The sequence below is a fragment of the Rathayibacter sp. AY1F9 genome (genome assembly GCF_002932155.1).
GTDB lineage: Bacteria > Actinomycetota > Actinomycetes > Actinomycetales > Microbacteriaceae > Rathayibacter.
Map to the genome: position 1 here is coordinate 102,913 of NZ_PSVA01000002.1, position 24,260 is coordinate 127,172.

Sequence of the window (24,260 nt, forward strand, 5' to 3'; positions counted from 1 at the left end):
CGGGCGCCGAACGGGCCGGAGAGGGCGATCCGCCCTCGATCGCGGACGCGATCCAGGCCGGTCTCGGCGGCGGGCCCCCCGCCCCGACCCGGCGGCTCGCCGGGAACGACGGACGGCCGACCCCCCGCAGGGAGCCGGCCGTCCGGCCTCGCAGGATCTACAGGCCCTGGGACAGGCGGTAGTACGCCGCGTTCGAGCGGATGTCGGACTCGAAGCCGCGGAGGGTGGTCGACTCGTCGATCACCAGGAGCTCGACGCCGGCGATGCGGGCGAAGTCCTCCCACGCCTCCAGGCCGATCTGCGTCGTCATCACCGTGTGGTGCGCGGCACCGGCGGTGATCCAGGCGGCGGCGCTGGTGCCGAAGTCCGGGGCGGGCTGCCAGACGGCGCGGCCGACGGGCAGGTGCGGGAGCGTCTGGGGCGGCTCGACGTTCCGGACCTTGTTCGCGACCAGGCGGAAGCGCTCGCGGACGTCGCTCAGGGCGACCACCACGGCCGGGCCGGCGTCGGCGGTGAAGACCAGGCGCACCGGGTCCTCGCGGCCGCCGATGCCCAGCGGGTGGATCTCGAGCGAGGCGCGCTTCGACGACAGGGACGGCGACACCTCGAGCATGTGCGCGCCGAGGATGAGCTCCTCGCCGGGCGTCATGTCGTAGGTGTAGTCCTCCATCAGGCTCGTGCCGCCGGGCAGGCCGGCGCCCATCACCGCGGCGATGCGGATGAGGACGGCCGTCTTCCAGTCGCCCTCTCCGCCGAAGCCGTAGCCGTCGGCCATGAGGCGCTGCACGGCGAGTCCCGGGAGCTGGCGGAGCCCGCCGAGGTCCTCGAAGCTGTCGGTGAACGCCTCGAAGCCGCCCTCCTCCAGGAACGAGCGCAGGCCGATCTCGACCGCGGCGCCGTAGCGGAGCGACTCGTGGCGCTCGCCGCCGGGGAGCAGCTCGGGGACCACGTCGTAGCTCTCGACGTACTCCGCGACGAGGGCGTCGATCTGCTCGGAGGTGGCGGCGTCGACGCGCTCGACGAGCTCGTTCACTCCCCAGGTGTTGACGCTGACGCCGAGGCGGATCTCGGCCTCGGTCTTGTCGCCCTCGGTGACGGCGACGTTGCGCATGTTGTCGCCGAAGCGGGCGACCTTCATGCTCTGCGAGGCGGACCAGCCGGCGGCCGCGCGCGACCAGGTGCCGATGGCCTCGGTGACGCGGGCGTCGCTCGCGTGGCCGACGACGGTCTTCCGGGGCACGCTCATCCGGCTGAGGATGTAGCCGTGCTCGCGGTCGCCGTGCGCGGCCTGGTTGAGGTTCATGAAGTCGAAGTCGATGTCCTGCCACGGCAGGGCGACGTTCGCCTGGGTGTGGAAGTGCAGCAGCGGCTTGGCGAGCGCGTCGAAGCCGTGGATCCACATCTTCGAGGGGCTGAAGGTGTGCATCCAGGTGATGACGCCCACCACGGAGTCGTCGGAGTTCGCCTCGATCATGGTGCGGCGGATGGCGTCGGAGCTCTTCAGCACCGGCTTCCACTCGACGGTCACGGGGATCGCGCCCGCCTCGTTCAGCTGCGCGACGACGGCCTGCGACTGCTCGGCGACCTGGCGGAGGGTGTCCTCGCCGTAGAGGTCCTGGCTGCCGGTCAGGAACCAGACGGTGCGGGTGGCGAGGTCGGGGATGATGCTCTGGTACACGCTCATGCGATGGCTCCGGTGGGGTTCTGTCCGTAGACGTTCTGGTAGCGGTCGAACAGGGCGTCGATCGACTCCTGCGGGATGGGGACGAGCTCGCCGCCCTGGCGCGCGAGGTGCACGGTGCGGGCGACGTCCTCGGCCATGACGGCCGCCTTGACGGCGTCCTTCGCGTCCTTGCCGATGGTGAAGACGCCGTGGTTCTGCATCAGGACCGCCCGCGAGCGGTGCCCGCTGAGGGTCGCGACGATGCCGCGGCCGATGGAGTCGTCGCCGATGATCGCGAACGGGCCGATGGGGATCTCCCCGCCGAACTCGTCGGCCATCGCGGTGATGACGCAGGGGATCGACTCGGCGCGGGCCGCCCACGCGGTCGCGTAGGTGGAGTGCGTGTGCACGACTCCGCCGACCTCGGGCATCTCGCGGTACACGTAGGCGTGCGCCGCGGTGTCGCTGGAGGGGCTGCGGTCGCTGCCGGGGGTGCCGGGGACGACGTTCCCGTCGAGGTCGCAGAGGATCATGTTCTCGGGCGCGAGGTCGTCGTAGGAGACGCCGCTGGGCTTGATCACGAAGAGGTCGGCGCCGGGCACGCGGCCCGAGATGTTGCCGCCGGTCCAGATGACGAGGCCGTAGCGGACGAGCTCGGAGTGCAGCCGCGCGACGTCCTCGCGGACGCGGGCGATCGCCTCCTCGACGGCGGGGGTCTGGGTGGTCATGCGGTGGCTCCCTGGTTCTGCGGGTCGGTGAGGGTCTCGACGGCGGTCTGCTCGACGGCGAGGCCGGCGCGGTAGCGCTCGAGGTAGGCGGAGAAGCCGGCGACGTCGTCCGCGTCGGGGGCGACGGTCTCGAAGCCGGAGTCGCCGAAGACCTGATCGGTGAGGTACGCGTCGAGCGCGACTCCGCTCTGCAGGCGGTAGGCGGCGAGCACCGCCATGCCCCACGGGCCGCCCTCGGAGGCGGTCGCGGCGACCGAGACCGGGGCGTCGAGCGCGCCGGCGAGGAAGCGCTGGGCGACCCCGGCGGTGCGGAACATGCCTCCGTGCGCGAACATCTCGTCGATCCGGACGCCCTCGCCCGCGAGGACGCGCATGCCCAGCGCCAGGGTGCCGAACACGCCGTAGAGCTGCGCGCGCATGAAGTTGGCGAGCGTGAGGCGCGAGTCGGGGGTGCGCACGACGAGCGGGCGGCCCTCGACCAGGCCGGCGATCGGCTCGCCCGCGAGGTGGTTGTAGGCGAGCAGTCCGCCCGCGTCCGCCTCGCCCTCGAGCGCCTCGGCGAAGAGGGTGCCGTAGACGGCGTCGCTGTCGGAGGGTCCGCCGGACGCGGCGGCGAACCGCGAGAACAGGCCGACCCAGCCGGCGAGCTCGCTGGCTCCGTTGTTGCAGTGGACCATCGCGACGAGGTCCCCGGCGGGAGTCGCGACGAGGTCGAGCTCGTGGTGCACGCTCTCCAGCGGGCCCTCGAGGACGACCATGGCGAAGATGCTGGTGCCGGCGCTGACGTTGCCGGTGCGCGGGGCGACGGAGTTGGTCGCCACCATGCCGGTGCCGGCGTCGCCCTCGGGCGGGCAGGCGGGGGCGCCGGGCCGGAGGGCGCCGGTGGGGTCGAGCAGGAGCGCGCCCTCGGCGGTGAGCGAGCCGGCGTCGGCGCCCGCGGGGAGCACGGCGGGCAGCAGCTCGCGCAGGGGCTTCACGGCGCCGGCCGCGCGCTCGTCGTAGAGGTCGACGACACGCTGGTCGTAGTCGCGGGTCGCCGGGTCGGTCGGGACCATGCCGGAGGCGTCGCCGACTCCGAGGACCTTCTCGCCGGTGAGGCGCCAGTGCACGTAGCCGGCGAGGGTGGTGAGGAAGTCGATCCGCTCGACGTGCGGCTCGGAGTCGAGGACCGCCTGGTGCAGGTGCGCGAGCGACCAGCGCAGCGGGATGTTGGCGCCGAACAGCTCGGTGAGCTCGGCCGACGCGGGCCCGGTGCTGGTGTTGCGCCAGGTGCGGAAGGGGACGAGCAGCCCGCCGTCCGCATCGAAGGGGAGGTAGCCGTGCATCATCGCCGAGACGCCGAGCGCCCCGACGGAGGAGAGCTGGACGCCGTGGCGCGACGAGACGTCGGCGACGAGGTCCGCGTAGGCGGCCTGGAGGCCCGCGTGGACGGCGTCGAGGGAGTAGGTCCAGCGGCGGTCGACGAACTGGTTCTCCCACTCGTGGCTGCCGACGGCGAGGACCACGGACGGGTCGGCCGCGTCGACCAGGCACGCCTTGATCCGGGTGGAGCCGAGTTCGATGCCGAGGGCGGTGGCGCCGCTCGTGATCACGTCGGCGGGGGTGGGCCTGCGCTGGTCCATCATGCTCCTCGCTCGGGCGATGTGACCGTTCACAAAGCCCCGGGTCAGCGTAGGCGAAACGGCTCGGGGTCGGCAAGCGAGGGGCCCGCCGACGGGGTCCGACTGCTCCTCCTCCGCCGCAAGCCCCTTCCGCCGGGGCCGCCCGCTTGGTCGCATGAGGCATGCGTGAGATCAGACTCGTCAGACTCGTCACCCGCCTCGAGAACGCCGCCGCCCTCGATCCGCTCGTCGGCCGGGTGAAGCGGGCCGTGAACGCGGTGGTCCGGCCGCAGCCGGTGCGGGACGTGCTGCACGGCGTCCCGGTCGGCCACCCCGTCCATCCGCTGCTCGTCCTCGTGCCCACCGGCGCCTGGGTGTCGGCGGCGGTGCTCGACCTGCTGCCGGGGAACCAGCGGGCGGCGCGGACCCTCGTCGGCGTCGGCGTGATCAGCGTCCTGCCGACCGCCGCCTCCGGCTTCACCGACTGGTCGGAGCTGCACGAGCAGCAGACCCGCGTCGGGCTGGTGCACTCGGCGGCCAACGTGGTCGCGACGGGCCTCTACGCCGCGTCGTGGGTGCAGCGCCGCCGCGGGCGCACCACGAGCGGGAAGGTGCTCGGGATGCTCGGGCTCGCCGTCGTCTCGGGCGGCGGCTACCTGGGCGGCCACCTCAGCTACCGGCAGGCGGCGGGGGCGAACCACGCGGAGGACGTGCCGCACCGCTTCCCCTCTGGCTGGCAGGAGCTCGGCGCCCTGGCGGACCTGCCGGAGCGCACGCCGGTGAGGAGGGAGGTCGCGGGCCTCCCCCTGCTCGCCTTCCGGCGGGGCGAGCGGATCGACGTGCTCTCGAACGTCTGCAGCCACCTCTCCGGCCCGCTCGACGACGGCGAGGTCACGGCGGACGGCTCGGGGGAGGCGTGCGTCGCCTGCCCGTGGCACGGCAGCGCCTTCTCGCTCGAGACCGGCGAGGTGCTGCGGGGGCCGGCCACCTCGCCGCAGCCGCGGTTCGAGACGCGGGTGCGCGAGGGGCGCGTGGAGGTGCTGCTGCCGCACGCGGGGTGAGGCGGGGGCCGGTGCTGCTCAGGCCTGAGCCGTCGACGCCCGCTCCACCAGCACCGGCGGCACCGGGCGGTCGACGGCGGGCTCCTCGCCGCGCAGCTCCGCGAGCACGACGCCGATCGTGCGGCGGCCGACTTCCGCGAAGTCCTGGCGGATGGTGGTCAGCGGCGGCTGGTAGTGCGCCGCCTCGGGGACGTCGTCGAAGCCGACGACGCTGAGGTCCTCGGGCACGCGCAGTCCCCGCTCGGTGCAGGCGTGCAGGAGTCCGAGGGCCATCTGGTCATTGCCGGCGAACACCGCGGTCGGCCGGGGCGAGGAGTCGAGGAGGCGGAGGCCGGCGCGGTAGCCGGACTCGGCGCTCCAGTCGCCCTCCACGACGGCGACGGGGTCGAGGCCGGCCGCGCTCATCCCGGCGCCGAAGCCCTCGAGCCGCGCCTGCGCCTCCACCCAGTGCTGCGGACCGGCGAGGTGCGCGATGCGGGTGTGGCCGAGGCCGACGAGGTGCTCGGTCGCCAGTCGCGCTCCGGCCGCCTGGTCGACGAGGAGCAGGGAGTCGGCGCCGCGGTCCGTCGCGCCGAGCGTCACCGACGGGACGCCGATCGCGAGGCTCTCGATCGCCTCCAGCGCGCGCTCCTGCGGGGCGAGGACCACGATCGCCTCCACCGACTCCCGCTGCAGGTGGGCGAGGCCGTCGGCCAGCGACTCCGCGTCCGGCGCCGCGTTCACGACCGGGACCCGGTAGCCCGCGTCGCGCGCCGCCTGCTCGATCGCGGCCATCGCGGTGGCGGTGCCGTAGAAGCTGTGGCTCTCGGCGGCGAGGATCCCGATCAGGCCGGAGCGGCTCGTCGCCAGGGCGCGGGCGGCGGCGCTGGGGCGGAAGCCGAGGTCCTCGATCGCGGCGAGCACGCGCTCCCGGGTGCGCGGCCGCAGCTGGGAGCTGTCGTTGAGCACGCGCGAGACCGTCTGGTACGACACTCCGGCCCGCACCGCGACGTCGCGGATGGTCGGCGCGCGGTCGAGGGGCATGGCGACACCGTAGCGGTGCGTGCGCCCCCGCCCCCTCCCGCGAGACGCCTCCCGGGTGCGGGTTCGTCGGCGGGTCGCGTACCGGAGTGGCGTCCCGCGGGCGCGGGTCAGGGGCCGCCGAGCCAGTGGTCGATGCGGTGGTGGTCGGGGGTGAAGCCGTGGTCGACGCCCCAGAGGACGGCCTGCGTGCGGCTGGTCGCGCCGATCTTGCCGTAGACGCTGCGGATGTAGGACTTCACCGTGTTGGGGCTGAGGTAGGTGAGCGCGGCGACGTCGGCGTTGCTCTTGCCCTGCGTGATGAGCGCGAGGATCTCCGACTCCCGGTCGGTGATGCCCTCGTGGCGGCCCGGCCAGTCGAGGCCCGGTGCGCTGCCCGCCCGCCGCGGAGGATCGCTGACGACGACCTCGCCCGCCGCCACCCGCTCGAGCGCGGCCACCAGCTCCCGCGCCGGCAGGGTCTTGGAGAGGTAGCCGTGGACGCCCTGCTCGAGGGCGTCCGCGATGAGCGTCGGCGCGAAGTTCCAGGTGTAGACGACCACGTGCTCGGCCCGCTCGTTGCGCACCAGCTCCGCGATCTCGTGGTGGTCCGACTCCGGCTGGGCGAACGAGTCGTAGAGGACGACGTCGATCCGATCGGAGAGGGAGGCGTTCGCGTCGATCTCGGCGACGACCACCCGATCGCGGTAGTGGTCGAACATGTGCGCGAGGCCCGTGAGGACGACGTCGTAGTCGTCGACGAGCGCGACGGTGAGGGGCGCACGGCGGGTCATGGTCGGACGCTACCGCACGGCCCGTCGGGGCGAGCACACCCCCAGGGGTGTACCGCCGCCTCCTCCGGGGTGGTTGCGTAGCCACCGGTCCCGCAACCGCGGAACCGATCAGCGGGCCCCCGCCCGCACAACGGAAGGACGACCGCCATGCTCGGTCTCATCATCAGCCTCATCGTCGTCGGACTCATCGCAGGAGCGCTGGCCCGCCTCATCGTCCCCGGGAAGCAGAGCATCAGCATCGGCATGACCATCGTGCTCGGCATCGTCGGCTCGTTCGTCGGCGGCTTCCTCGGCTTCCTGATCTTCCAGCACGACCCGATGGACGGCTTCTTCCAGCCCGCCGGCATCATCGGCTCGATCATCGGAGCGATCATCGTCCTGCTCGTCTACACCCGCTTCGCCGGCCGCTCCGCCGCGCGCCGCTGACCCGCAGCGCACGGCGACAGCGAGGTGGCTGCCGACCCGCGCTCCGCGGGCATGCAGGCACCACGCTGACCGGCGGCCCCGGCCCGGCTCCCTCCACGGGCCGGGCCGTCGTGCTGTCCGCGGGGTGCCCGGGCGACGACCGCGGTCTCCGACGCTGCGTCCGCGGGTTCCGACGCTCCGTCCGCGGAGCCCGCGCCGCGTCCTCCGACCTCCGTGGATCGGCGGCGGAGTCCGTGGCTGTCGCGTCGGTGGCTGCCGAGGCCGTCGCCGCAGAGTCCGCAGCCGCGCAGCCCGTCGCCGCCCAGCCGCCGCGCACCGGGGTGCGCGATGCTCGGGCGATGCCGCTCGTCGTCCCCGATGCCCTCGTCCCGCTCGCGCTCCGGCTCGCCCGTGCGAACCGCACCTTCGTCAGCGCGGAGGGAGCCCGTCGCCGCATCCGGGAGCGCGCGCTCCGTCCCGCCTCCTACGGCCCGCCGCCCCGCCTCCGGCCCGGCGTGCGCGTCGACGTGGAGCAGGTCGGCTCCTGGCCGGTCTACACGATCCGCCCGCGGGTGATCCGCGGCGGCGTCGTCTACGTCCACGGCGGCGGCTGGGTGAACGAGATCGCGCCCCAGCACTGGTGGCTCGCCGCCCGCATCGCCGACGAGGCCTCCGTCGCGGTGACCCTCCCGATCTACCCGCTCGTGCCCTTCGGCACGGCGCTCGAGGCGCGCGACGGCGTCCGAGGCCTGGTGCTGCGAAGTCTGGAGCGGCACGGCGCGACCTGCCTCGCCGGCGACTCGGCCGGCGGCCAGATCGCCCTCTCGACGGCTCTCGCCCTGCGCGACGACGGGGTGGTCCTGCCGCGCACCACCCTCGTCTCGCCCGCGCTCGACCTCTCCTGGAGCAATCCGCGCATCCAAGAGGTGCAGCCGACCGATCCCTGGCTCGGCACCCCGGGCGGTCGCGTCCTCGCCGAGAGCTGGCGCGGCGCCCTCGACCTGCTCGATCCCGCGGTCAGCCCGCTGTTCGGCGACCTGGCGGGTCTCGGTCCGCTCACCGTCTTCAGCGGCACGCGTGACGTCCTCAATCCGGACGCCCACGTGCTGGCCGAGCGGGCGGCGGCCGCCGGGGTCCCGTTCGAGCTCCACGAGGCCGTCGGGCAGGTCCACGTGTACCCGCTCGTGCCCACGCGGGCCGGCCGCGAGGCGCAGCACGACCTTGTCGAGGGGCTCCGCGCGGCGGTCTGACCACCGGCCGGCCCAGGCGTCCGGCAGGCTCCTCTCAGTCCGTCTTCCGGACGGCGGACGGCGCCTCCGCCCGCTCGTCCACGACGTCGAGGCGAGCCAGCGCGTTCGCAGTCCCCCGGCGGCCCCGTGTCGCGACCAGGCCGATCATCGCGGCCGCCGCGAGGACGAAGGCGAGCAGCGACCAGAACCCGCCCTCGACGGCGAGCAGGGTCGACCAGCCGCCCGATCCCGCCGCCCAGCGCACGAGCCGCTGCCAGAGGAGCGGTCGCGGCTCGGGACGCAGGCGCACCACCGTCTCGCCGAGGGTCCGTCCGGACCGCAGCACGATCACCAGCTGGAGCAGCGGAGCGACGAACGGCAGGGCGCCGACAACCACGTCCCCGGGGCTCGAGCGCGTGTCCACCCCCGCGAGCACGAGGCCGACCCCGGTGATCGAGACGAGCGCGCCCGTGATGAGGCTCAGCGCGAGAACGTCGCAGAACATGCCGAACGCGCGGCGGCGGATCGTGACCGGGCGGGCCAGCTCCGGCACCGCGCCCTCGGCCCGGCGGGTGAAGAGGAGGAGGACGGGGGAGAGGAGGGTGCCGAGCAGGGCGCCGGCCGTGTTGGCCAGCAGGTCGTCGACGTCGAAGAGCCGGTAGGCGCACGGGTAGAGGAACCAGTCGCCCGTGAGCTGCGTGACCTCGATGAGGAGCGAGACGGCGAAGCCGACGGCGGTGCCGCCGACCATCCCGGCGACGAGGCGCCCGCGCAGAGCGAGGTGGCGGACGAGCATCCCGAGGGGGACGAAGAAGACCACGTTGAGGAGCACCTGCGCGGACGCGGGGTTCGTCAGCAGCGCGCGGGGCCCGTCGATCCCGCCCTCCTTCGCGATGTCGCCGACGAAGGCGAACAGGCGCAGCTGCGGACCCGATCCGGTGCGGCAGGCGGCGGTGACCGTCGCCTCGTCGGGCAGGGGGAGGAGCGTGTAGGTGACGAGGGCGAGCGCGTAGACCACGGCGGCGAAGGCCAGCACCGCGTTGCCGATCCCGAGGACGCCGCGCCGCCGGTACTGCAGGGCGGCCCAGGGCACGAGGCCCACGAGGGCGACGGCGGAGCCGAACAGGAGGGCGAGCACGGCGGAGGTCATGCGTCGACAGTAGGAGAGCGGAGGCCCTTCTCGACCGCCCGGCGCATCAGGGGCCTCTGACAGCGCGGTTCGTCCCTCCCCAGCGCGGGATCCGGGCGCTCCTCCACGGATCCGAGCGATCCCCGTCCGCCGCCTCCACGCCCTGCTAGCGTTTCCTGGGTCGCGTCCAAGAAATGCGTGCACCCCCGACCCCTCCACGAAAGACGTCATGCCGCTGCGCTCCCGCCTCCTCGCCCTCCCCGCCGCCGTCGCGGCCGCCGCGCTCCTGCTCAGCGGCTGCACCGCCGAGACGCCCGACGCCTCCAGCACCCCCGTCGACGGCGGGACGCTGACCTACGCGTCCGGCGACGGCGAGCCCACCTGCCTCGACCCGCACGTCGGCGGCAACTACCCGCAGGCGCTGCTCGCGACGCAGGTGCTCGAGTCGCTCGTCTCGCGCGACGCCGACGGCACCATCACGCCGTGGCTGGCCGAGTCGTGGACCGTCTCGGACGACGCGCTCAGCTACGACTTCACCCTGCGCGAGGGCGCGACCTTCACCGACGGCACCGCCCTCGACGCGGAGGCGGTCGCCGCGAACATCGCGCACCTGCAGGACCCGGCGACCAAGTCCTCCACCGGCTACCTCGCCGTGGCGAAGGTCGCCTCCGTCACCGCGGTCTCGCCAACCGTCGCCCGCTTCACCCTGACCGCGCCGGACAGTGCGCTGCTCGAGTCGCTCGCGCAGCCGTGGACCGCGATCGAGTCGCCCGCCGGCATCGCCCGCGGCGAGGCGGCCAACTGCGAGGCGCCCGTCGGCACCGGCCCCTTCACCGTCTCGGAGTGGGTCAAGCAGGACCACGTGACCCTCACCCGCAATGAGGCCTACGACGCGTCGACCGGCCCGACCGGGGACGGCCACGAGGGCCCCGCGCACCTGGCGAGCATCACCTGGCGCTTCATCCCCGACTCCGCCACCCGCTATGCGGCGCTGCAGTCGGGCGAGGTCGACGTGCTCGACAACGCCCAGCCCGACACTCTGAAGGCCGCGACCGGAGCCACCGAACTCGTCGAGCTCGACGCGCCCCGGCCCGGCTCGGTCAACCGCCTCGAGCTCAACTCCGGGCAGGCGCCGTTCGACGACGAGTCCGTTCGCGAGGCCTTCGTCCGCGGCGTCGGCGTGAACGACGCGATCGACTCCCTCTTCTTCGGCACCGCCGAGCGCTCCTACTCCCCGCTGTCCAGCCGCGAGGCGACCGCGTACTCCGACCCGTCGCTCTTCGAGGACGCCGGGTCCGACTCCGAGACGGCCGCCGCCGAGGATCTGCTCGAGAAGGCCGGCTGGGTGGACTCGGACGGCGACGGCATCCGCGAGAAGGACGGCACGCCGCTGACGCTGCGATTCCCCGTCAGCACCAACCAGTCGATCCCGGCCGAGCAGTCGCTGTTCGAGCAGATCCAGGCCTCGGCGAAGACCCTCGGCTTCGACGTGCGGATCAGCCTGCTCGACCTGTCGAGCTGGTACACCGCGCTCGCGTCGAACGAGTACGAGCTGGTGAGCGCCCCGTACACGAAGGTCGGACCCGACGTGCTGCGGATCCTCTACTCCTCCTCGGGCATCACCCCCGCGCCGAGCGGCTACTTCGCCAACCACGCGCAGATCGCCGACCCCGCGCTCGACTCGCTGCTCGAGCAGGCGAGCGCCACGACCGACGAGGACGCCCGCGCCGACCTGTACGAGCAGGCGCAGCGGATCGTCCTCGAGGGCTACTGGATTCTGCCGCTCTACGACCAGCAGAACCACTACCTGCACCGGTCGGCCGTCCAGGGCCTCGTCGCCCTCGACACCGTGTCGACCCCCTGGTTCGCCGACGCCTGGGTCTGACCCGGCCCCGGAGAGCCGCCTGCACCGATCGAAGAGCGGACGCATGCCGGTCGAGTAGTCGCCGCGGCGGCGCACCGAGACCCCGCGATCGGACGGGCGGATCTCGATGCGTCCGCTCCGCGGGCTGCTCGATCAGCAGGGGTCCGTCCTCCATGCTGGTCGAGTAGCCGCCGTCGGTCGCGCATCGCGTGCTCCGGAGGGAGCGGACCTCGACGACGCCCCCCTCCACCGCCCCGACCAGAGAGGACGCCCGCCCGCATGATCCGTCGCGTGCTCCTCCGCCTCGGTGGCGCCCTCGTGGTGCTGTGGGCCGTCGCGACCGCCGTCTTCGTCCTCATCCGCCTCGTCCCCGGCGATCCGGCGCAGGCGATCCTCGGCGGTCCGGGCTCGCAGGCGTCGCCCGAGGCGCTCGCCGCGGTGCGGGAGCAGTACGGCCTCGACCAGCCGCTCCTCGTGCAGTACCTGGTGCAGCTCGGCAGGCTCGCGCGCGGCGACCTCGGCACCTCCTACTCTCTGCGCACTCCCGTCGCGCAGATCCTCGGTGAGCAGCTGCCCGGCACCCTCCTGCTCGCCGTGCTCGCGCTCACCGCCGCATGGATCCTGGCGCTCGCGACCGCCCTCTGGTCGACCCGGGGCGGCCGCCTCGCCGCCGCGGTCGGGTCCGGCCTCGAGCTCACGGCGGCCGCGCTCCCGCACTTCTGGCTGGCGACCGTGCTGATCGCCGTCTTCGCGACCGCGCTGCGCTGGCTGCCCCCGGTCAGCACCGGGTCGCCCGCCGGGCTGGTGCTGCCGACGCTCACCCTCGCGATCCCGCTGGCGGGCTTCCTCGGCCAGGTGATGCGCCGCTCCCTCCTCGACGCGCTGGAGTCGCCGTTCGTGCTCGCCGCTCGGGCGCGCGGCGAGGGCGAGCTCGGCGTCCGCGCCCGCCACGCGCTGCGCCACGCGGTGCTGCCAGGGGTCTCGCTCTCGGGCTGGGCGTTCGGCTACCTGATCGGCGGGGCCGTGGTGGTCGAGACGATCTTCGCGAGGCCGGGGCTCGGCCGGACTCTGCTCGCGGCGGTGACCGTCCGTGACGTGCCGGTGGTGACGGGTGTCGTGCTGGTCACGGCGCTGGCGTACATCGTCGTGACCCTCGCCACCGATCTGCTGACGCGCGTGATCGACCCGCGGCTGGCCCGGCGGGAGGCGGTCGCGTGAGCGAGCTCGAGCTGCGCGCCGCCCGCCCGCTCCGCCGGGGTCCCTCCCGCCTCCGCGCCGGCGAGGTGCTGGCCGCGGTCTTCGTGGTGCTGCTCCTGCTCGCCGCCGTCGCGCCCGGGCTGCTCGCCCCCTCCGATCCGCTCGCCGTCGCCCCGCGCGACGCCTTCACCCCACCGGGTGCCGCGCACCTGCTCGGCACCGACGAGTCCGGTCGCGACGTCCTCAGCCGCCTCATCGCGGGGGCCGGCGCATCCCTCCTGATCGGCGCCAGCGCCACCGCGATCGGCCTCGTCCTCGGCGCGGTGCTCGGGGTGGTCGCGGCGTTCGGCGGCCGCGTCGTCGACGGCGTGATCGGCCGCGTACTCGAGGTGCTCTTCGCCTTCCCCGCGCTCCTGCTCGCGCTGCTCGTGATCGTGGTCACGGGTCCCGGAGTCGTCCCCGCCACCATCGCGGTCGGCCTCTCGACCGCGCCGGGGTACGCCCGCATCCTGCGCACGCAGCTGCTCGGCATCCGCGACTCCGGCTACGTCGAGGCGGCGCGCGTGCTGGGCCACGGACCCGTCCGCATCCTCGTCCGGCACGTCCTCCCCAACACCTTCGGGCCGCTCGCCGTGCTGGCGACCCTCGGCGTCGGCCAGGCGATCGTCTGGGCCTCGGCCCTCAGCTACCTGGGCCTGGGCGCCGAGCCGCCCGCGCCGGAGTGGGGCGCGATGCTCTCGGCGGGCCGCACCTACCTCGCGAGCGCGTGGTGGCTGACCGTGTTCCCGGGGCTGGCGATCGTGCTGACCACGATCGCGACGACGGTCCTCGGCGGGCGTCTGCGGGGTGCGCGGTGAGCGCGGTCGTCGTCGAGGGGCTCCGGGTCGCCTTCGACGGAGTCGAGGTGGTGCACGGGGTCTCGTTCCGCGTGGAGCCGGGGGAGTGCGTCGCGATCGTCGGCGAGTCCGGGTCGGGCAAGAGCGTCACCGCGCGAGCGCTGCTGGGGCTGAGCGGAGGCGCCGTGACCGGGAGCGTCCGCGTCGGCGGGACCGAGGTGGTCGGAGCGGGCGAGCGGGAGCTGCGGCGGCTGCGCGGCGGATCCGTCGGCTTCGTCCCGCAGGACGCGCTGCTCTCGCTCGACCCGCTGCGCCCGATCGGCCGCGAGATCGGCGACGTGCTCCGCCTCCACGGCCGCCTCCCCGCGGCCGAGCGCGCGCAGCGGACGGTCGAGGCCCTGGCGAGCGTCGGCATGCCGGAGCCGGCCGAGCGGATGCGGGAGCGCTCCGGCGACCTCTCCGGCGGTCTCCGCCAGCGCGCCCTCCTCGCGGCGGCCGTGGCGCTCGATCCGCCGTTGCTCGTCGCCGACGAGCCGACCACCGCGCTCGACGTCACCGTCCAGGCCCGCGTGCTCGAGCTCTTCGCCGAGCAGAAGGCGCGCGGCCGGGCGCTCGTCCTGGTCTCGCACGACCTCGCGGTGGTGGCGGGCCTCGCCGACCGCATCCTCGTGCTGGCCGACGGCCGTGTGGTGGAGGAGGGGACCGGGGCCGAGGTGCTGCGCGCGCCCCGCAGCTCCGAGGCCCGCGCGCTCGTGGCCGCCGTCCCCGCCGGGCGCCCGCGCGGCTCCCGGCTCACCGACCCGACCGCACCGGCGACCCCGCCCGAGACTCCCGGCGAGGTCGTGGTCGCGGCCCGCGGACTCGCCGCCCGCTTCCCGCTGCCCGGCGGAGGAGTGCGGGTCGCGGTCGACGACGTCGACCTCCGGCTGCGGCGCGGCGAGACCGTCGGGCTCGTCGGCGAGTCCGGGTCGGGCAAGAGCACGGTGGCCCGGCTCGTGCTGGCGCTGCGGCGTCCGGACGCGGGCGCCGTCGAGCTGTTCGGCGAGCCGTGGTCGGCAGCGACCGAGCGCTCCCGCCGTCCCCGCCGCCCGCGGATCGGCGCCGTCTACCAGGACAGCCTCTCCTCGTTCGACCCGCGCTGGAGCGTCGGCCGCCTCCTCCGCGACGCCGGCGCCGCCTCCGTGCCCGCGCTGCTCGAGAGCGTGGGGCTCGACCCCGCCCTGGAGCGGCGCTCGCCGCGGACCCTCTCCGGCGGTCAGCGCCAGCGCGTCTCGATCGCCCGGGCGCTGGCGACGCGCCCCGACGTGCTGATCTGCGACGAGCCCGTCTCGGCCCTCGACGTGTCGGTGCAGGCGCAGATCCTCGACCTGCTCGACGACCTGCAGCGCCGTCACGGCCTCGCCCTCCTCCTCATCTCGCACGACCTCGGCGTGATCGCCCACATGAGCGATCGCATCGCGGTGATGCGCGAGGGCCGGATCGTCGAGGCGGGGCCGGCCGCGTCGCTCCTCGCCGCACCGCAGGAGGAGTACACGCGCCGCCTGCTCGCCGCCGCCCCGCGCCTCGAGCGCTGAGCCGTCCGCGGCGCGGCCCCCGCGCAAGCCCGCGCCGCGAATCCGCCGCACCTCCACCACGTGTCGGACCTGCGGCGTAGCGTTGCCGAGGTGATGCGCCCGACGACCCAGACCCTCGGCCAGCTCCGTGCCTCCGGGCACGTGCAGAAGAGCCTCCGCACCGAGATCCGCGACAACCTGCTCGACGCCCTGCGCGAGGGCCGCGATCCCTGGCCGGGCCTGCACGGCTTCGCCGAGACGGTCATCCCGCAGGTCGAGCGCGCCGTCATCGCCGGCCACGACATCGTCCTGCTGGGCGAGCGCGGCCAGGGCAAGACCCGCCTCCTGCGCACCTTCGTCGGCCTGCTCGACGAGTGGACGCCCGTCATCGAGGGGTCCGAGCTCGGTGAGCACCCCTACGAGCCGATCACCACGGAGAGCCGCCGCCGCGCGGAGGAGCTGGGCGAGGACCTGCCCGTCGGGTGGAAGCCCCGCGAGGAGCGCTACGTCGAGAAGCTGGCCACCCCCGACACCAGCGTCGCCGACCTCATCGGCGACGTCGACCCGATGAAGGTGGCCGAGGGCCGCAGCCTGGGCGACCCGGAGACCATCCACTTCGGCCTCATCCCGCGCAGCCACCGCGGCATCGTCGCGATCAACGAGCTGCCGGACCTGGCCGAGCGGATCCAGGTCGCCATGCTCAACGTGATGGAGGAGCGCGACATCCAGATCCGCGGCTACGTCCTCCGCCTCCCCCTCGACGTCCTCGTCGTCGCGAGCGCGAACCCGGAGGACTACACGAACCGCGGCCGGATCATCACGCCGCTGAAGGACCGCTTCGGCGCCGAGATCCGCACCCACTACCCGACGGCTCTCGTCGACGAGGTCGCCGTCATCCGGCAGGAGGCGGACCTCGTCGCGACCGTGCCCGATGCGCTCATCGAGATCCTCGCCCGCTTCACGCGGGCCCTGCGCGAGTCGAGCTCCGTCGACCAGCGCAGCGGCGTCAGCGCCCGCTTCGCCATCGCCGGCGCCGAGACGATCGCCGCCGCCGCCCTGCACCGCGCCACCCGCCGCGGCGAGGAGGAGGCGGTCGCCCGCCCCATCGACCTCGAGACCGCCGTCGACGTGCTCGGCGGCAAGATCGAGTTCGAGGCGGGGGAGGAGGGCCGCGAGGACGAGATCCTCGACCACCTGCTCCGTCAGGCCACCGCCGAGACCGTCCGCGCCCACCTGCGCGGCGTCGACCTCGGGCCGCTCGTCGAGGCCGTCGAGAACGGCGCGATGATCACGACGGGCGAGCAGGTGACCGCCCGCGAGTTCCTGGCCGGCCTGCCGCTGCTGGGCGAGGCCCGCGTGTACGACGAGGTCGCCGAGCGCCTCGACGCCGTGGGGGAGGGGCGCCGCGCCGGAGCGGTCGAGCTCGCCCTCGAGGGCCTCTACCTCTCGCGCAAGCTGAGCAAGGAGACGGGCGGGGGCGAGGCCGTCTATGGCTGATGCTCCGCGCGGCAACCGGCGGCTGAAGCGCGACGCGCGCTACGCGAAGTACGACGGGGGACCCGATCCGCTCGCTCCTCCGGTCGACCTGAAGGAGGCCCTCGACGCGATCGGCGAGGACGTGATGGGCGGCACCTCGCCCGAGCGCGCCCTGCGCGAGTTCCTCCGCCGGGGCACCCGCGACCGCGAGGGCCTGGACGACCTGGCAGCCCGCGTCGCCGAGCGGCGTCGCGAGCTCACGCAGAGGAACAACCTCGACGGTACGCTCCGCGAGATCCGCGAGCTCCTCGACAAGGCCGTCCTCGCCGAGCGCAAGCAGCTCGCCCGCGACACGCAGATGGACGACGGCGACCGCGCGCTCGCCGAGATCCAGCTCGACAGCCTCCCGCCCTCGCCGGCCGCGGCCGTCTCGGAGCTCCGCGACTACCGCTGGCAGAGCCCCGAGGCGCGCGCCGACTTCGAGCGGATCCGCGAGCTCCTGGGCCGCGAGATGCTCGATCAGCGCTTCGAGGGGATGAAGCAGGCCCTCGAGAACGCGAGCGACGAGGACCGCGCCGCGATCGACGCGATGCTCCGCGACCTGAACGAGCTGCTCGAGGCGCACGCGCGCGGGGAGGACACCCCCGAGCAGTTCGACGCCTTCATGGAGCAGCACGGCGAGTACTTCCCCGAGGGCCCGGAATCGGTGGACGAGCTGATCGACGCGCTCGCCGCCCGCGCGGCGGCGGCCCAGCGGATGCGCAACTCGATGACCGCCGAGCAGCGCGCCGAGCTCGACGCCCTCGCCCAGGAGGCCTTCGGCACGCCGGAGCTCATGCAGTCCCTCGGCCGCCTCGACGAGACCCTGCGGGGGCTCCGTCCCGGCGAGGACTGGGGCGGCTCCGAGCGGATGGACGGCGAGCAGGGGCTCGGCCTCGGCGACGGGACGGGCGTGTTCCAGGAGCTGGCCGACCTCGACGCCCTCGCCGACCAGCTCGCGCAGACGGACCGCTCCTCCCTCGACGACCTCGACCTCGACCTGCTGGCGAAGCGCCTCGGCGAGGACGCCTCCGTCGACGCGCAGACGCTGAAGCGCCTGGAGCGGGCCCTGCGCGACTCCGGGACTTTGCGCCGCGGCTCCGACGGCCGCCTCGCCCTCAGCCCGAAGGCCATGCGCCAGCTCGGCAAAGCGCTCCTGCGCGACATCGCCGAGACCGTCTCCGGCCGTCAGGGCGCCCGCGACGTCCGGCGCGCGGGCGCGGCGGGCGAGCGCTCCGGAGCGACGCGCTCGTGGGAGTTCGGCGACACCGAGGCCTGGGACATCCCCCGCACGGTGACCAACGCCCTCACCCGCACCGCCGGCGAGGGCCGGCCGGTCGGCTCGGGGGTGCGCATCCTGATCGACGACGTCGAGGTGCAGGAGACGGAGGCGCGCACGCAGGCCTGTGTCGCGCTCCTCGTCGACACCTCGTTCTCGATGGCGATGGACGGCCGCTGGGTGCCGATGAAGCGCACCGCGCTCGCCCTGCACACCCTGATCAGCAGCCGGTTCCGCGGAGACGCGCTGCAGCTCGTCGCCTTCGGCCGACGCGCCGAGGTGATGGACGTCGAGCAGCTGGTGGGCCTGGACGCCGAGTGGGACAAGGGCACGAACCTGCACCACGCGCTGCTGCTGGCCAACCGGCACTTCCGCAAGCACCCGAACGCGCAGCCGGTGCTGCTCATCGTCACCGACGGCGAGCCGACCGCGCACCTCGAGCCCGACGGCGGCGTCTTCTTCGACTACCCGCCGGACCCGCTGACGGTCGCCGTCGCGGTCCGCGAGCTCGACGCGTCGCTCCGCCTCGGCGCGCACACCACGTTCTTCCGCCTGGGCGACGACCCGGGCCTCGCGCGCTTCATCGACTCGCTCGCCCGCCGGGTCGGCGGCTCGGTGGTGAACCCGGAGGCGGAGGACCTGGGAGCGGCCGTCGTCTCCTCCTACCTCGGCGCTCGCGGCGCGGGTCCGGGAGGCGGCGGGACGCCGGGCGAGGAGCTGTTCGGCCGCGGCTGGAGCTTCTGAGCCGCTCAGGATGCAGGAGGGACCCGCTCCCGCGCCTGAGGATCAGCGCGTCTCCGCCGCTCCGGAGGCGTTCGTCCTGAGTTCCGACCGCGCCCGGCTCAGAACAGCGGCCAGGGCACCGCGGGCATCCCGCCCCGCGGGCCTGGGAAGCGGCCGAAGGAGCCGAGCCGCTCGCAGCGCTTCGCGAACGCGGCGACCTCGTCCTCGGTGAGCAGCTCCGAGAGCGCCTCGCCGAGCGGTCCGTCGATCTGCGCGCGCAGGAGCGCCAGCGCCGTCAGCTCCTCCTCGAGCAGCGGTTCGCCGATCCAGCCCCAGAGGACCGTGCGCAGCTTGTGCTCGGAGTGGAAGGTGAGGCCGTGGTCGACCCCGTAGCGGTGGCCGTCGGGCAGCGCGAGCACGTGCCCGCCCTTCCGGTCCGCGTTGTTGGCGACCACGTCGAACACGGCCATCCGGCGCAGCGCCGTCGAGTCCTCGTGCACGAGGGAGATGTCGCGGTCCTCCTCGTCGCTGCCGTCGAGGACGTGCCGCCATCCGTCGGGCACGGCGTCGGCGGGCACCAGGTCGACCGCGTCCTGGTCCGGATCGATGTCCTGCCAGAGCTGGACCATGCCCGGCCCGAGAGGACCGTCGCGGAGCCACGTGCGCGGCACCACGTTCCAGCCGAGCGCCTCCGAGACGAGGTACGCGGCGACCTCGCGGCCCGCGAGCACGCCGTCCGGGAAGTCCCACAGCGGCTTCTCGCCCGAGATCGGCTTGTAGACGACGGACGTCTCGCCGAGCTGCGCGAGGAACGTCGCGTTCGAGGCGATCGTGATCCGGCCGGCCAGCTCCAGCTCGCCGTCGAGCCCGCCCGGGTCGCTCATGCGAGCGGGCAGTCGTGCCCGTCGGGATCCATCGGCTCGCCGCAGCGGGGGCAGAGCGGACGTCCGGCGCCGACGACCTCGAGGGTGCGCTTCGCGAAGGCGCGCGCCGTTCCGACCGGGATCTTCACCTGCAGCATCTCGGTGGGCTCGGGCTCCTCCTCGGAGTCGTCCTCCGCCTCGGTCAGCGGGTAGGCCTCGATCACGATCTGCGCGGTGGACGGGTCCCAGCCGAGGCTGAGACCGCCGACGCGGAACTCGGGCTCCACGGGCTGGTCGAGCGGGTCGTTGTCGACGAGCTCCGGGGGAGTGCCGGCGGGGACGCTGACCGGGTTGCCCTGGGCGGTCATCAGCTGGTCGAGGATCTCGTCGATCTTCTCGGCGAGGAGGGCCGACTGCTGCTTCTCGAGGCCGACGCTGACCACGCGGGGCCCGGTCTTGGCCTGGAGGTAGAAGGAGCGCGAGCCGGGTGAGCCGACGGTCCCCACGACGACGCGATCGGGCCAGTCGAATCCGTGCACGATCGGAGGCATGCCCCCAGTCTACGAGCGCCCGCCTCCGCGGTGGCTGCGCGCGTCGGGCTCGGGCGGCCTGCTGATCGAGCAGCCGTCTCTTCTGCTGACCGAGCCCCCCGCGGAGCGGGCGCATCGAGATCCACCGCCGCCGAGCACCCGCGTCCCTGCCGCTCGGTCGAGCCCTGAAGCGGCCCTCCCGAACCGCGCCTACTCGTGCCCCGCCCCGCCCCCCACAGCGGCGTCCGCCACGGGGGCCGCCTTCCGCAGCCAGCCCAGGTCCCCGGCGTCCGTGTTCATCGCGACGACCTCGGGCCGCCCCGCGCCGTAGCGGATGATCGACACCGACGCCGGTCCGACGCTGAGCCTCTGGAACAGGTCGAGGTGCATGCCGAGCGCGTCCGCGAGGATCGCCTTGATCGTGTCTCCGTGGCTGACCGCCGCCCACACCGCGCCGGCCCCGTGCTCCTCCGCCACCGCCGCGTCGTGCCGCCGGATCGCCGATACGGCCCGGGCCTGCATCGCGAGCATCCCCTCGCCGCCGGGGAACACCACCGCGGAGGGCTGGTTCTGCACCGTCGCCCAGAGCGGCTCCGTCGCGAGATCCCGCAGCGAGCGCCCCGACCAGTCGCCGTAGTCGCACTCGGTGATGCCCTTGTCGATCACGGTCGCCGGCGATCCCGTCTGCCGCTCGAGGACGAAGCGCGTGGTCTGCCGGCACCGCTCGAGCGGGCTCGACACCACGGTCGCGAGCTCGACCGCCGCCAGCCGCTCCCCGGTGCGCGCCGCCTGCGTGCGTCCGACGTCGTCGAGCCGCACTCCGGCGGTGCGTCCGGCGAGGATCCCCGCGGTGTTCGCGGTGGTGCGTCCGTGCCGGACGAGGAGGAGCGTGGGCATGGGGCCAGCGTAGGCGGCCGTGCTCCCGCCCCGCCCCGCCGGACCACCGGGGCCGCGCCGGCGCGTTCAGCGCGACTCCATCGCGGGACGGATGCCCCGGCCGCAGCGCCTGCCTAGGGTGGAGGAGCGGCCGCCCACCGCGGCCCGGAAGGGACACACATGGACGGGACGACGCCCCCCGGCATTCCCCAGGACGGCACGGACACCGAGAGCCCCGCCGCGCGCACCGCCGCCGACGGCACCGCTGCCGAGCACACCGACTCCGCGCACACCGACTCCGCGACCCCCGCGTGGGCCGCCCCCGAGGCCTCCGGCCGCCACGGCGAGGTCGCTCTGCGGATCCGCGGCCTCCGCAAGCGCTTCGGCGACAAGGAGGCCGTGAAGGACATCGACCTCGACGTCCCCGCCGGCTCCTTCTTCGGGCTCGTCGGCCCCAACGGCGCGGGCAAGACGACGACCCTCTCGATGGCCACGGCCCTGCTCCGCCCCGACAGCGGCGTCGTCACGATCCACGAGGTCGACGTCTGGAAGGACACCCTCGAGGCGAAGCGGCTGATCGGCGTCCTCGCCGACGGCGTCAAGCTGTTCGACCGCCTCACCGGTCTCCAGCTCGTCACCTACTACGGCCTGCTCTGCGGGCTCGAGCGCTCCGTCGTCGTCGAGCGGACCGACGACCTCCTCGCCCTGCTCGGCCTCGATCCGGCCGACCGCACGCTCGTCGTGGACTACTCCGCGGGCATGACCAAGAAGATCGCGCTCGCCTGCGCGCTCGTGCGCGCCCCGCGCCTCCTGGTGCTCGACGAGCCGTTCGAGTCGGTCGACCCGGTCTCGGCGGCGAACATCCGCGACATCCTCACCGGCTTCGTCGCGTCGGGCGGCACGGTCATCGTCTCGTCCCACTCCATGGACCTCGTCGAGCGGATGTGCGACCGCGTCGCCGTCATCGCCGACGGCCGCGTGCTCGCCTCCGGCACCCTCGAGGAGGTCCGCGCCGGCTCCAGCCTCGAGGAGCGCTTCGTCGAGCTGGTCGGCGGCCGCACCCACCAGGAGGGACCGGCATGGTTGCGCATCTCCTGAGGCTGCGGCTGCTCCTGCTCCGCAACTCGCTGACGCGGAACGTGTGGCAGCTGATCGGCGTGATCCTCGGCGGTCTCTACGCGATCGCGGTGCTCGGCCTGGTCGCGGCCGGCCTGGTCGCGCTCGGAGGCACGGACCCGGCGTTCGCGAACGTCGCGATCGTCCTCGGCGGCTCCGCTCTGATCCTCGGCTGGGTGCTCGGGCCGATCTTCCTGTCCGGCTCCGACCAGAGCCTCGACCTGCCCACCCTCGCGACCTTCCCGATCCCGCTGCGGACCCTCCTCCTCGGGCTCGCCGCCGCGGGCCTCGCGGGCATCCCCGGCGTGGTGACCACGCTCGGGGCGCTCGCCTCCGCCGCCGCCTGGTGGAGCCGTCCGATCGGCATCCTGCCCGGCCTCGTCGCCGCGGTGATCGGCGTCGCGACCTGCGTGGTCGCGTCCCGCCTGATCGGCGCGCTCACCACGGGCCTGGGCTCGAGCCGCCGCTACCGCGAGGTGATCGGCGGCGTCGTGCTCGTCGTCGTCATCCTGCTCGGACCGCTCTTCTTCGGCCTGACCAACGTGATCCGCGACGGCCTGGACGTCCTGCCCGTGATCGCGGGAACCCTCGGCTGGTCGCCGCTCGGCGCGATCTGGGCCGTCCCCGGATCCGTCGTCGCGGGCGACTGGGTCGCGGCGATCGCGCGCCTGCTGATCGGGCTCGCGACGCTGGCCGTCCTCGTCTGGGCGTGGGCCCGGGCGCTGCGGCACGCGCTCGCGGAGCCCGCCGCGTCCGGCGCGCACTCCGCCTCCGGATCCGCGGGCCTCGGCCTGTTCGGGCGCTTCCCCGGCACCCCGACCGGCGCCGTCGCCGCGCGTGCCCTCGGCTACTGGTGGCGCGACCCGCGCTACAGCCGTGGGCTCCTCGTCATCCCCGCCGTCGTCGTCCTCGCGGTGTTCTACTCCGCGATCGGCAGCGGCGGCGACACCTTCGTGCTGCTCTCGGCCGTGCTCGTCGGCCTGATCTTCGGCGTGACCCTCTGCGCCGACGTGTCGTACGACGGCACCGCCTGGGCGGCGCACGTCAGCTCCGGAGTGACGGGGTCGGCCGACCGCGCCGGTCGCGTCGTCGCCGCCGCGATCATCGGCGTCCCTGCGGTGGTCGCCGTGGCGGTGGGCACCGCGCTGTACGCGGGACGCGCCGACGCGATCCCGGCCGTGCTGGGCATGGCGCTGGCCCTCGTTCTCAGCGGGTTCGGAGTGTCGAGCGTCGCCTCGTCGCTCGTCGTCTACCCCGTGCCCGGGCCGGGGGACAGCCCGCTGAAGACGCCGCCGGGCTCCGGGATGATCTCGAGCGTCGTGATGCTGGGGAGCATGGCCGCGACCGGTCTGCTGGCGCTCCCGTCGATCGTCCTCGGCGCGATCTCGCTCATCGGCGGCGACCCGGCCTTCGGCCTGATCGGACTGGCGGCCGCCCTCGTGCTGGGCACCGTCTTCGCGCTGGTGGGCATCCGCGTCGGCGGTCGGATCGTCGACCGCCGAGCGCCGGAGCTGTTCGCCGCCCTCGTGACGATCGGCTGACGCGGGTGGCGGGGCGCGGGTGGGCGGTGCCCGCCCGCTCCCCGTCTCCGCCCCGCTCCCCGCCCCCGCGAGTGCGCGGAAGTCGTCGCACTCGAGCTCGAGTGCGACGACTCCTGCGCACTCGCGGGAGCCGACGAGGACCGCGCGCGCCCGCGAGTGGCCGCGCGCCTGCGAAGGCCCGCACACAGGAGCCGCGGCAGAATGTGGACATGCGCAGCCTCGAAGTCCTCCTCGATCCGGAGTCGGAGGCTCGCGTCCGCAGCCAGTGGGAGGCGCTCGAGGCGGCCGGCGTCCCGAGCCTCGCACTGCACACGTCCGCCAGCAACCGCCCGCACCTCACCCTTATCGCCGGGCCCGAGCTGACCGCCCCGGAGCCGGGCGCGCTCGGTCCGCTGCCGGCGACGGCCGACCTCGGTGCCGTCCTCCTCTTCCCGCACGCCGGGCGCTTCGTCCTCGCCTGGGGAGTGGTCCGCTCGCCCGCCCTCGACGCGCTGCACGGCCGTGCCACGCGCCTCGTGCCGGGCGGCGTCGACACCTCGCTGCCGGACGCCTGGACGCCGCACATCAGCGTCTCTCGCCGCCTCCGCGCCGAGCAGCTCGGCGACGCCGTCCCCCTCCTCGGCGAGCCGTTCACCGTCGGCCTCGCGGGCGTCCGCTTCTGGGACGGCGACACCCGCACCCTCACCGACCTCTGATCCGGGCGCCGCAGAAGACCCCCGACCTCCCCGCAGCCGCCTCCCCAGCTCCCTCCCTGCGGC

Annotated in this window: 21 protein-coding genes; 12 read left to right on the top strand and 9 right to left on the bottom strand. The window is 74.3% G+C overall.

Annotated elements, in window-relative coordinates:
• Positions 1 to 157: 157 nt before the first annotated feature.
• Genes araA through C5C37_RS02225 form a run of 3 tightly spaced genes read right to left on the bottom strand, consistent with a single transcriptional unit; the run spans position 158 to position 4,013 of the window.
• On the bottom strand, positions 158 to 1,684 hold the full coding sequence (gene araA, locus C5C37_RS02215) for an L-arabinose isomerase (protein WP_104282569.1): 1,527 nt from the start codon (positions 1,682 to 1,684) through the stop codon (positions 158 to 160).
• Entirely contained in the window at positions 1,681 to 2,391 is a 711-nt protein-coding gene (locus C5C37_RS02220) for an L-ribulose-5-phosphate 4-epimerase (RefSeq protein WP_104224687.1), read from the bottom strand. The genes araA and C5C37_RS02220 overlap by 4 nt, the downstream gene beginning before the upstream one ends.
• Complete coding sequence (locus C5C37_RS02225; RefSeq protein WP_104338385.1) at positions 2,388 to 4,013, bottom strand: xylulokinase; 1,626 nt, start codon at positions 4,011 to 4,013, stop codon at positions 2,388 to 2,390. The genes C5C37_RS02220 and C5C37_RS02225 overlap by 4 nt, the downstream gene beginning before the upstream one ends.
• Positions 4,014 to 4,174: 161 nt before the next feature.
• On the opposite strand from C5C37_RS02225, the gene C5C37_RS02230 reads away from it, so the two are divergent.
• On the top strand, positions 4,175 to 5,053 hold the full coding sequence (locus tag C5C37_RS02230) for a Rieske 2Fe-2S domain-containing protein (RefSeq protein ID WP_104338386.1): 879 nt from the start codon (positions 4,175 to 4,177) through the stop codon (positions 5,051 to 5,053).
• 18 nt (positions 5,054 to 5,071) lie between these two features.
• Here the strand turns inward: C5C37_RS02230 and C5C37_RS02235 are convergent, their stop codons facing one another.
• Positions 5,072 to 6,076 (bottom strand): LacI family DNA-binding transcriptional regulator, encoded by a 1,005-nt coding sequence (locus C5C37_RS02235; protein ID WP_104338387.1) that lies wholly within the window; start codon positions 6,074 to 6,076, stop codon positions 5,072 to 5,074.
• 107 nt (positions 6,077 to 6,183) lie between these two features.
• Positions 6,184 to 6,846: a response regulator transcription factor gene (locus C5C37_RS02240; protein ID WP_104225041.1), complete on the bottom strand. Its 663-nt coding sequence runs from the start codon at positions 6,844 to 6,846 to the stop codon at positions 6,184 to 6,186.
• Between the two features lie 147 nt (positions 6,847 to 6,993).
• On the opposite strand from C5C37_RS02240, the gene C5C37_RS02245 reads away from it, so the two are divergent.
• Together C5C37_RS02245 and C5C37_RS02250 are read left to right on the top strand one after the other, a co-directional pair.
• Positions 6,994 to 7,272 (top strand): GlsB/YeaQ/YmgE family stress response membrane protein, encoded by a 279-nt coding sequence (locus C5C37_RS02245; protein WP_104225042.1) that lies wholly within the window; start codon positions 6,994 to 6,996, stop codon positions 7,270 to 7,272.
• A 338-nt stretch (positions 7,273 to 7,610) separates the two neighbouring features.
• Entirely contained in the window at positions 7,611 to 8,501 is an 891-nt protein-coding gene (locus C5C37_RS02250) for an alpha/beta hydrolase fold domain-containing protein (protein WP_104269145.1), read from the top strand.
• A gap of 34 nt (positions 8,502 to 8,535) precedes the next feature.
• Here C5C37_RS02250 and C5C37_RS02255 read toward each other — a convergent pair whose 3' ends face one another.
• Positions 8,536 to 9,630, bottom strand: a complete 1,095-nt coding sequence (locus C5C37_RS02255) for a VanZ family protein (RefSeq protein ID WP_181127355.1) — start codon at positions 9,628 to 9,630, stop codon at positions 8,536 to 8,538.
• 208 nt (positions 9,631 to 9,838) lie between these two features.
• On the opposite strand from C5C37_RS02255, the gene C5C37_RS02260 reads away from it, so the two are divergent.
• From C5C37_RS02260 to C5C37_RS02285, 6 genes are all read left to right on the top strand, one after another.
• On the top strand, positions 9,839 to 11,494 hold the full coding sequence (locus C5C37_RS02260; protein ID WP_104338389.1) for an ABC transporter substrate-binding protein: 1,656 nt from the start codon (positions 9,839 to 9,841) through the stop codon (positions 11,492 to 11,494).
• Between the two features lie 258 nt (positions 11,495 to 11,752).
• On the top strand, positions 11,753 to 12,691 hold the full coding sequence (locus C5C37_RS02265) for an ABC transporter permease (RefSeq protein WP_104225045.1): 939 nt from the start codon (positions 11,753 to 11,755) through the stop codon (positions 12,689 to 12,691).
• Entirely contained in the window at positions 12,688 to 13,527 is an 840-nt protein-coding gene (locus tag C5C37_RS02270) for an ABC transporter permease (RefSeq protein ID WP_104225046.1), read from the top strand. The genes C5C37_RS02265 and C5C37_RS02270 overlap by 4 nt, the downstream gene beginning before the upstream one ends.
• Entirely contained in the window at positions 13,524 to 15,080 is a 1,557-nt protein-coding gene (locus C5C37_RS02275) for an ABC transporter ATP-binding protein (protein WP_104338390.1), read from the top strand. Before C5C37_RS02270 ends, C5C37_RS02275 begins: the two co-directional genes overlap by 4 nt.
• A 93-nt stretch (positions 15,081 to 15,173) precedes the next feature.
• Complete coding sequence (locus C5C37_RS02280; RefSeq protein WP_104287763.1) at positions 15,174 to 16,556, top strand: magnesium chelatase; 1,383 nt, start codon at positions 15,174 to 15,176, stop codon at positions 16,554 to 16,556.
• Positions 16,549 to 18,597: a VWA domain-containing protein gene (locus C5C37_RS02285; protein WP_104287762.1), complete on the top strand. Its 2,049-nt coding sequence runs from the start codon at positions 16,549 to 16,551 to the stop codon at positions 18,595 to 18,597. Before C5C37_RS02280 ends, C5C37_RS02285 begins: the two co-directional genes overlap by 8 nt.
• Positions 18,598 to 18,695: 98 nt before the next feature.
• Here the strand turns inward: C5C37_RS02285 and C5C37_RS02290 are convergent, their stop codons facing one another.
• The 3 genes from C5C37_RS02290 to C5C37_RS02300 all read right to left on the bottom strand — a co-directional run bounded on the left by C5C37_RS02290 (position 18,696) and on the right by C5C37_RS02300 (position 20,866).
• The gene (locus tag C5C37_RS02290; protein WP_104226043.1) at positions 18,696 to 19,460 is read right to left on the bottom strand and encodes an SCO1664 family protein; all 765 of its coding nucleotides are present in this window, start codon (positions 19,458 to 19,460) and stop codon (positions 18,696 to 18,698) included.
• On the bottom strand, positions 19,457 to 19,990 hold the full coding sequence (locus tag C5C37_RS02295) for a DUF3090 domain-containing protein (protein WP_104225051.1): 534 nt from the start codon (positions 19,988 to 19,990) through the stop codon (positions 19,457 to 19,459). The genes C5C37_RS02290 and C5C37_RS02295 overlap by 4 nt, the downstream gene beginning before the upstream one ends.
• A 189-nt stretch (positions 19,991 to 20,179) precedes the next feature.
• On the bottom strand, positions 20,180 to 20,866 hold the full coding sequence (locus C5C37_RS02300) for a histidine phosphatase family protein (RefSeq protein ID WP_104226042.1): 687 nt from the start codon (positions 20,864 to 20,866) through the stop codon (positions 20,180 to 20,182).
• Positions 20,867 to 21,025: 159 nt separating this feature from the next.
• Between C5C37_RS02300 and C5C37_RS02305 the strand changes: the two genes are divergently transcribed.
• From C5C37_RS02305 to C5C37_RS17335, 3 genes are all read left to right on the top strand, one after another.
• Positions 21,026 to 21,943 carry an ABC transporter ATP-binding protein gene (locus tag C5C37_RS02305; RefSeq protein ID WP_104225053.1) on the top strand — a complete coding sequence of 306 codons (918 nt, stop codon included), beginning with the start codon at positions 21,026 to 21,028 and terminating at the stop codon, positions 21,941 to 21,943.
• On the top strand, positions 21,925 to 23,502 hold the full coding sequence (locus C5C37_RS02310) for a transporter (RefSeq protein ID WP_104338391.1): 1,578 nt from the start codon (positions 21,925 to 21,927) through the stop codon (positions 23,500 to 23,502). Before C5C37_RS02305 ends, C5C37_RS02310 begins: the two co-directional genes overlap by 19 nt.
• Positions 23,503 to 23,711: 209 nt before the next feature.
• Complete coding sequence (locus C5C37_RS17335; protein WP_181127356.1) at positions 23,712 to 24,197, top strand: 2'-5' RNA ligase family protein; 486 nt, start codon at positions 23,712 to 23,714, stop codon at positions 24,195 to 24,197.
• The last annotated feature ends 63 nt before the right edge of the window (positions 24,198 to 24,260 follow it).

Bases quoted from the DNA above. Each gene is read 5' to 3' on its own strand.
- araA (WP_104282569.1), bottom strand. From the start codon at position 1,684: ATGAGCGTGTACCAGAGCATCATCCCCGACCTCGCCACCCGCACCGTC.
- C5C37_RS02220 (WP_104224687.1), bottom strand. From the start codon at position 2,391: ATGACCACCCAGACCCCCGCCGTCGAGGAGGCGATCGCCCGCGTCCGC.
- C5C37_RS02225 (WP_104338385.1), bottom strand. From the start codon at position 4,013: ATGGACCAGCGCAGGCCCACCCCCGCCGACGTGATCACGAGCGGCGCC.
- C5C37_RS02230 (WP_104338386.1), top strand. From the start codon at position 4,175: ATGCGTGAGATCAGACTCGTCAGACTCGTCACCCGCCTCGAGAACGCC.
- C5C37_RS02235 (WP_104338387.1), bottom strand. From the start codon at position 6,076: ATGCCCCTCGACCGCGCGCCGACCATCCGCGACGTCGCGGTGCGGGCC.
- C5C37_RS02240 (WP_104225041.1), bottom strand. From the start codon at position 6,846: ATGACCCGCCGTGCGCCCCTCACCGTCGCGCTCGTCGACGACTACGAC.
- C5C37_RS02245 (WP_104225042.1), top strand. From the start codon at position 6,994: ATGCTCGGTCTCATCATCAGCCTCATCGTCGTCGGACTCATCGCAGGA.
- C5C37_RS02250 (WP_104269145.1), top strand. From the start codon at position 7,611: ATGCCGCTCGTCGTCCCCGATGCCCTCGTCCCGCTCGCGCTCCGGCTC.
- C5C37_RS02255 (WP_181127355.1), bottom strand. From the start codon at position 9,630: ATGACCTCCGCCGTGCTCGCCCTCCTGTTCGGCTCCGCCGTCGCCCTC.
- C5C37_RS02260 (WP_104338389.1), top strand. From the start codon at position 9,839: ATGCCGCTGCGCTCCCGCCTCCTCGCCCTCCCCGCCGCCGTCGCGGCC.
- C5C37_RS02265 (WP_104225045.1), top strand. From the start codon at position 11,753: ATGATCCGTCGCGTGCTCCTCCGCCTCGGTGGCGCCCTCGTGGTGCTG.
- C5C37_RS02280 (WP_104287763.1), top strand. From the start codon at position 15,174: ATGCGCCCGACGACCCAGACCCTCGGCCAGCTCCGTGCCTCCGGGCAC.
- C5C37_RS02285 (WP_104287762.1), top strand. From the start codon at position 16,549: ATGGCTGATGCTCCGCGCGGCAACCGGCGGCTGAAGCGCGACGCGCGC.
- C5C37_RS02290 (WP_104226043.1), bottom strand. From the start codon at position 19,460: ATGAGCGACCCGGGCGGGCTCGACGGCGAGCTGGAGCTGGCCGGCCGG.
- C5C37_RS02295 (WP_104225051.1), bottom strand. From the start codon at position 19,990: ATGCCTCCGATCGTGCACGGATTCGACTGGCCCGATCGCGTCGTCGTG.
- C5C37_RS02300 (WP_104226042.1), bottom strand. From the start codon at position 20,866: ATGCCCACGCTCCTCCTCGTCCGGCACGGACGCACCACCGCGAACACC.
- C5C37_RS02305 (WP_104225053.1), top strand. From the start codon at position 21,026: ATGGACGGGACGACGCCCCCCGGCATTCCCCAGGACGGCACGGACACC.
- C5C37_RS02310 (WP_104338391.1), top strand. From the start codon at position 21,925: ATGGTTGCGCATCTCCTGAGGCTGCGGCTGCTCCTGCTCCGCAACTCG.
- C5C37_RS17335 (WP_181127356.1), top strand. From the start codon at position 23,712: ATGCGCAGCCTCGAAGTCCTCCTCGATCCGGAGTCGGAGGCTCGCGTC.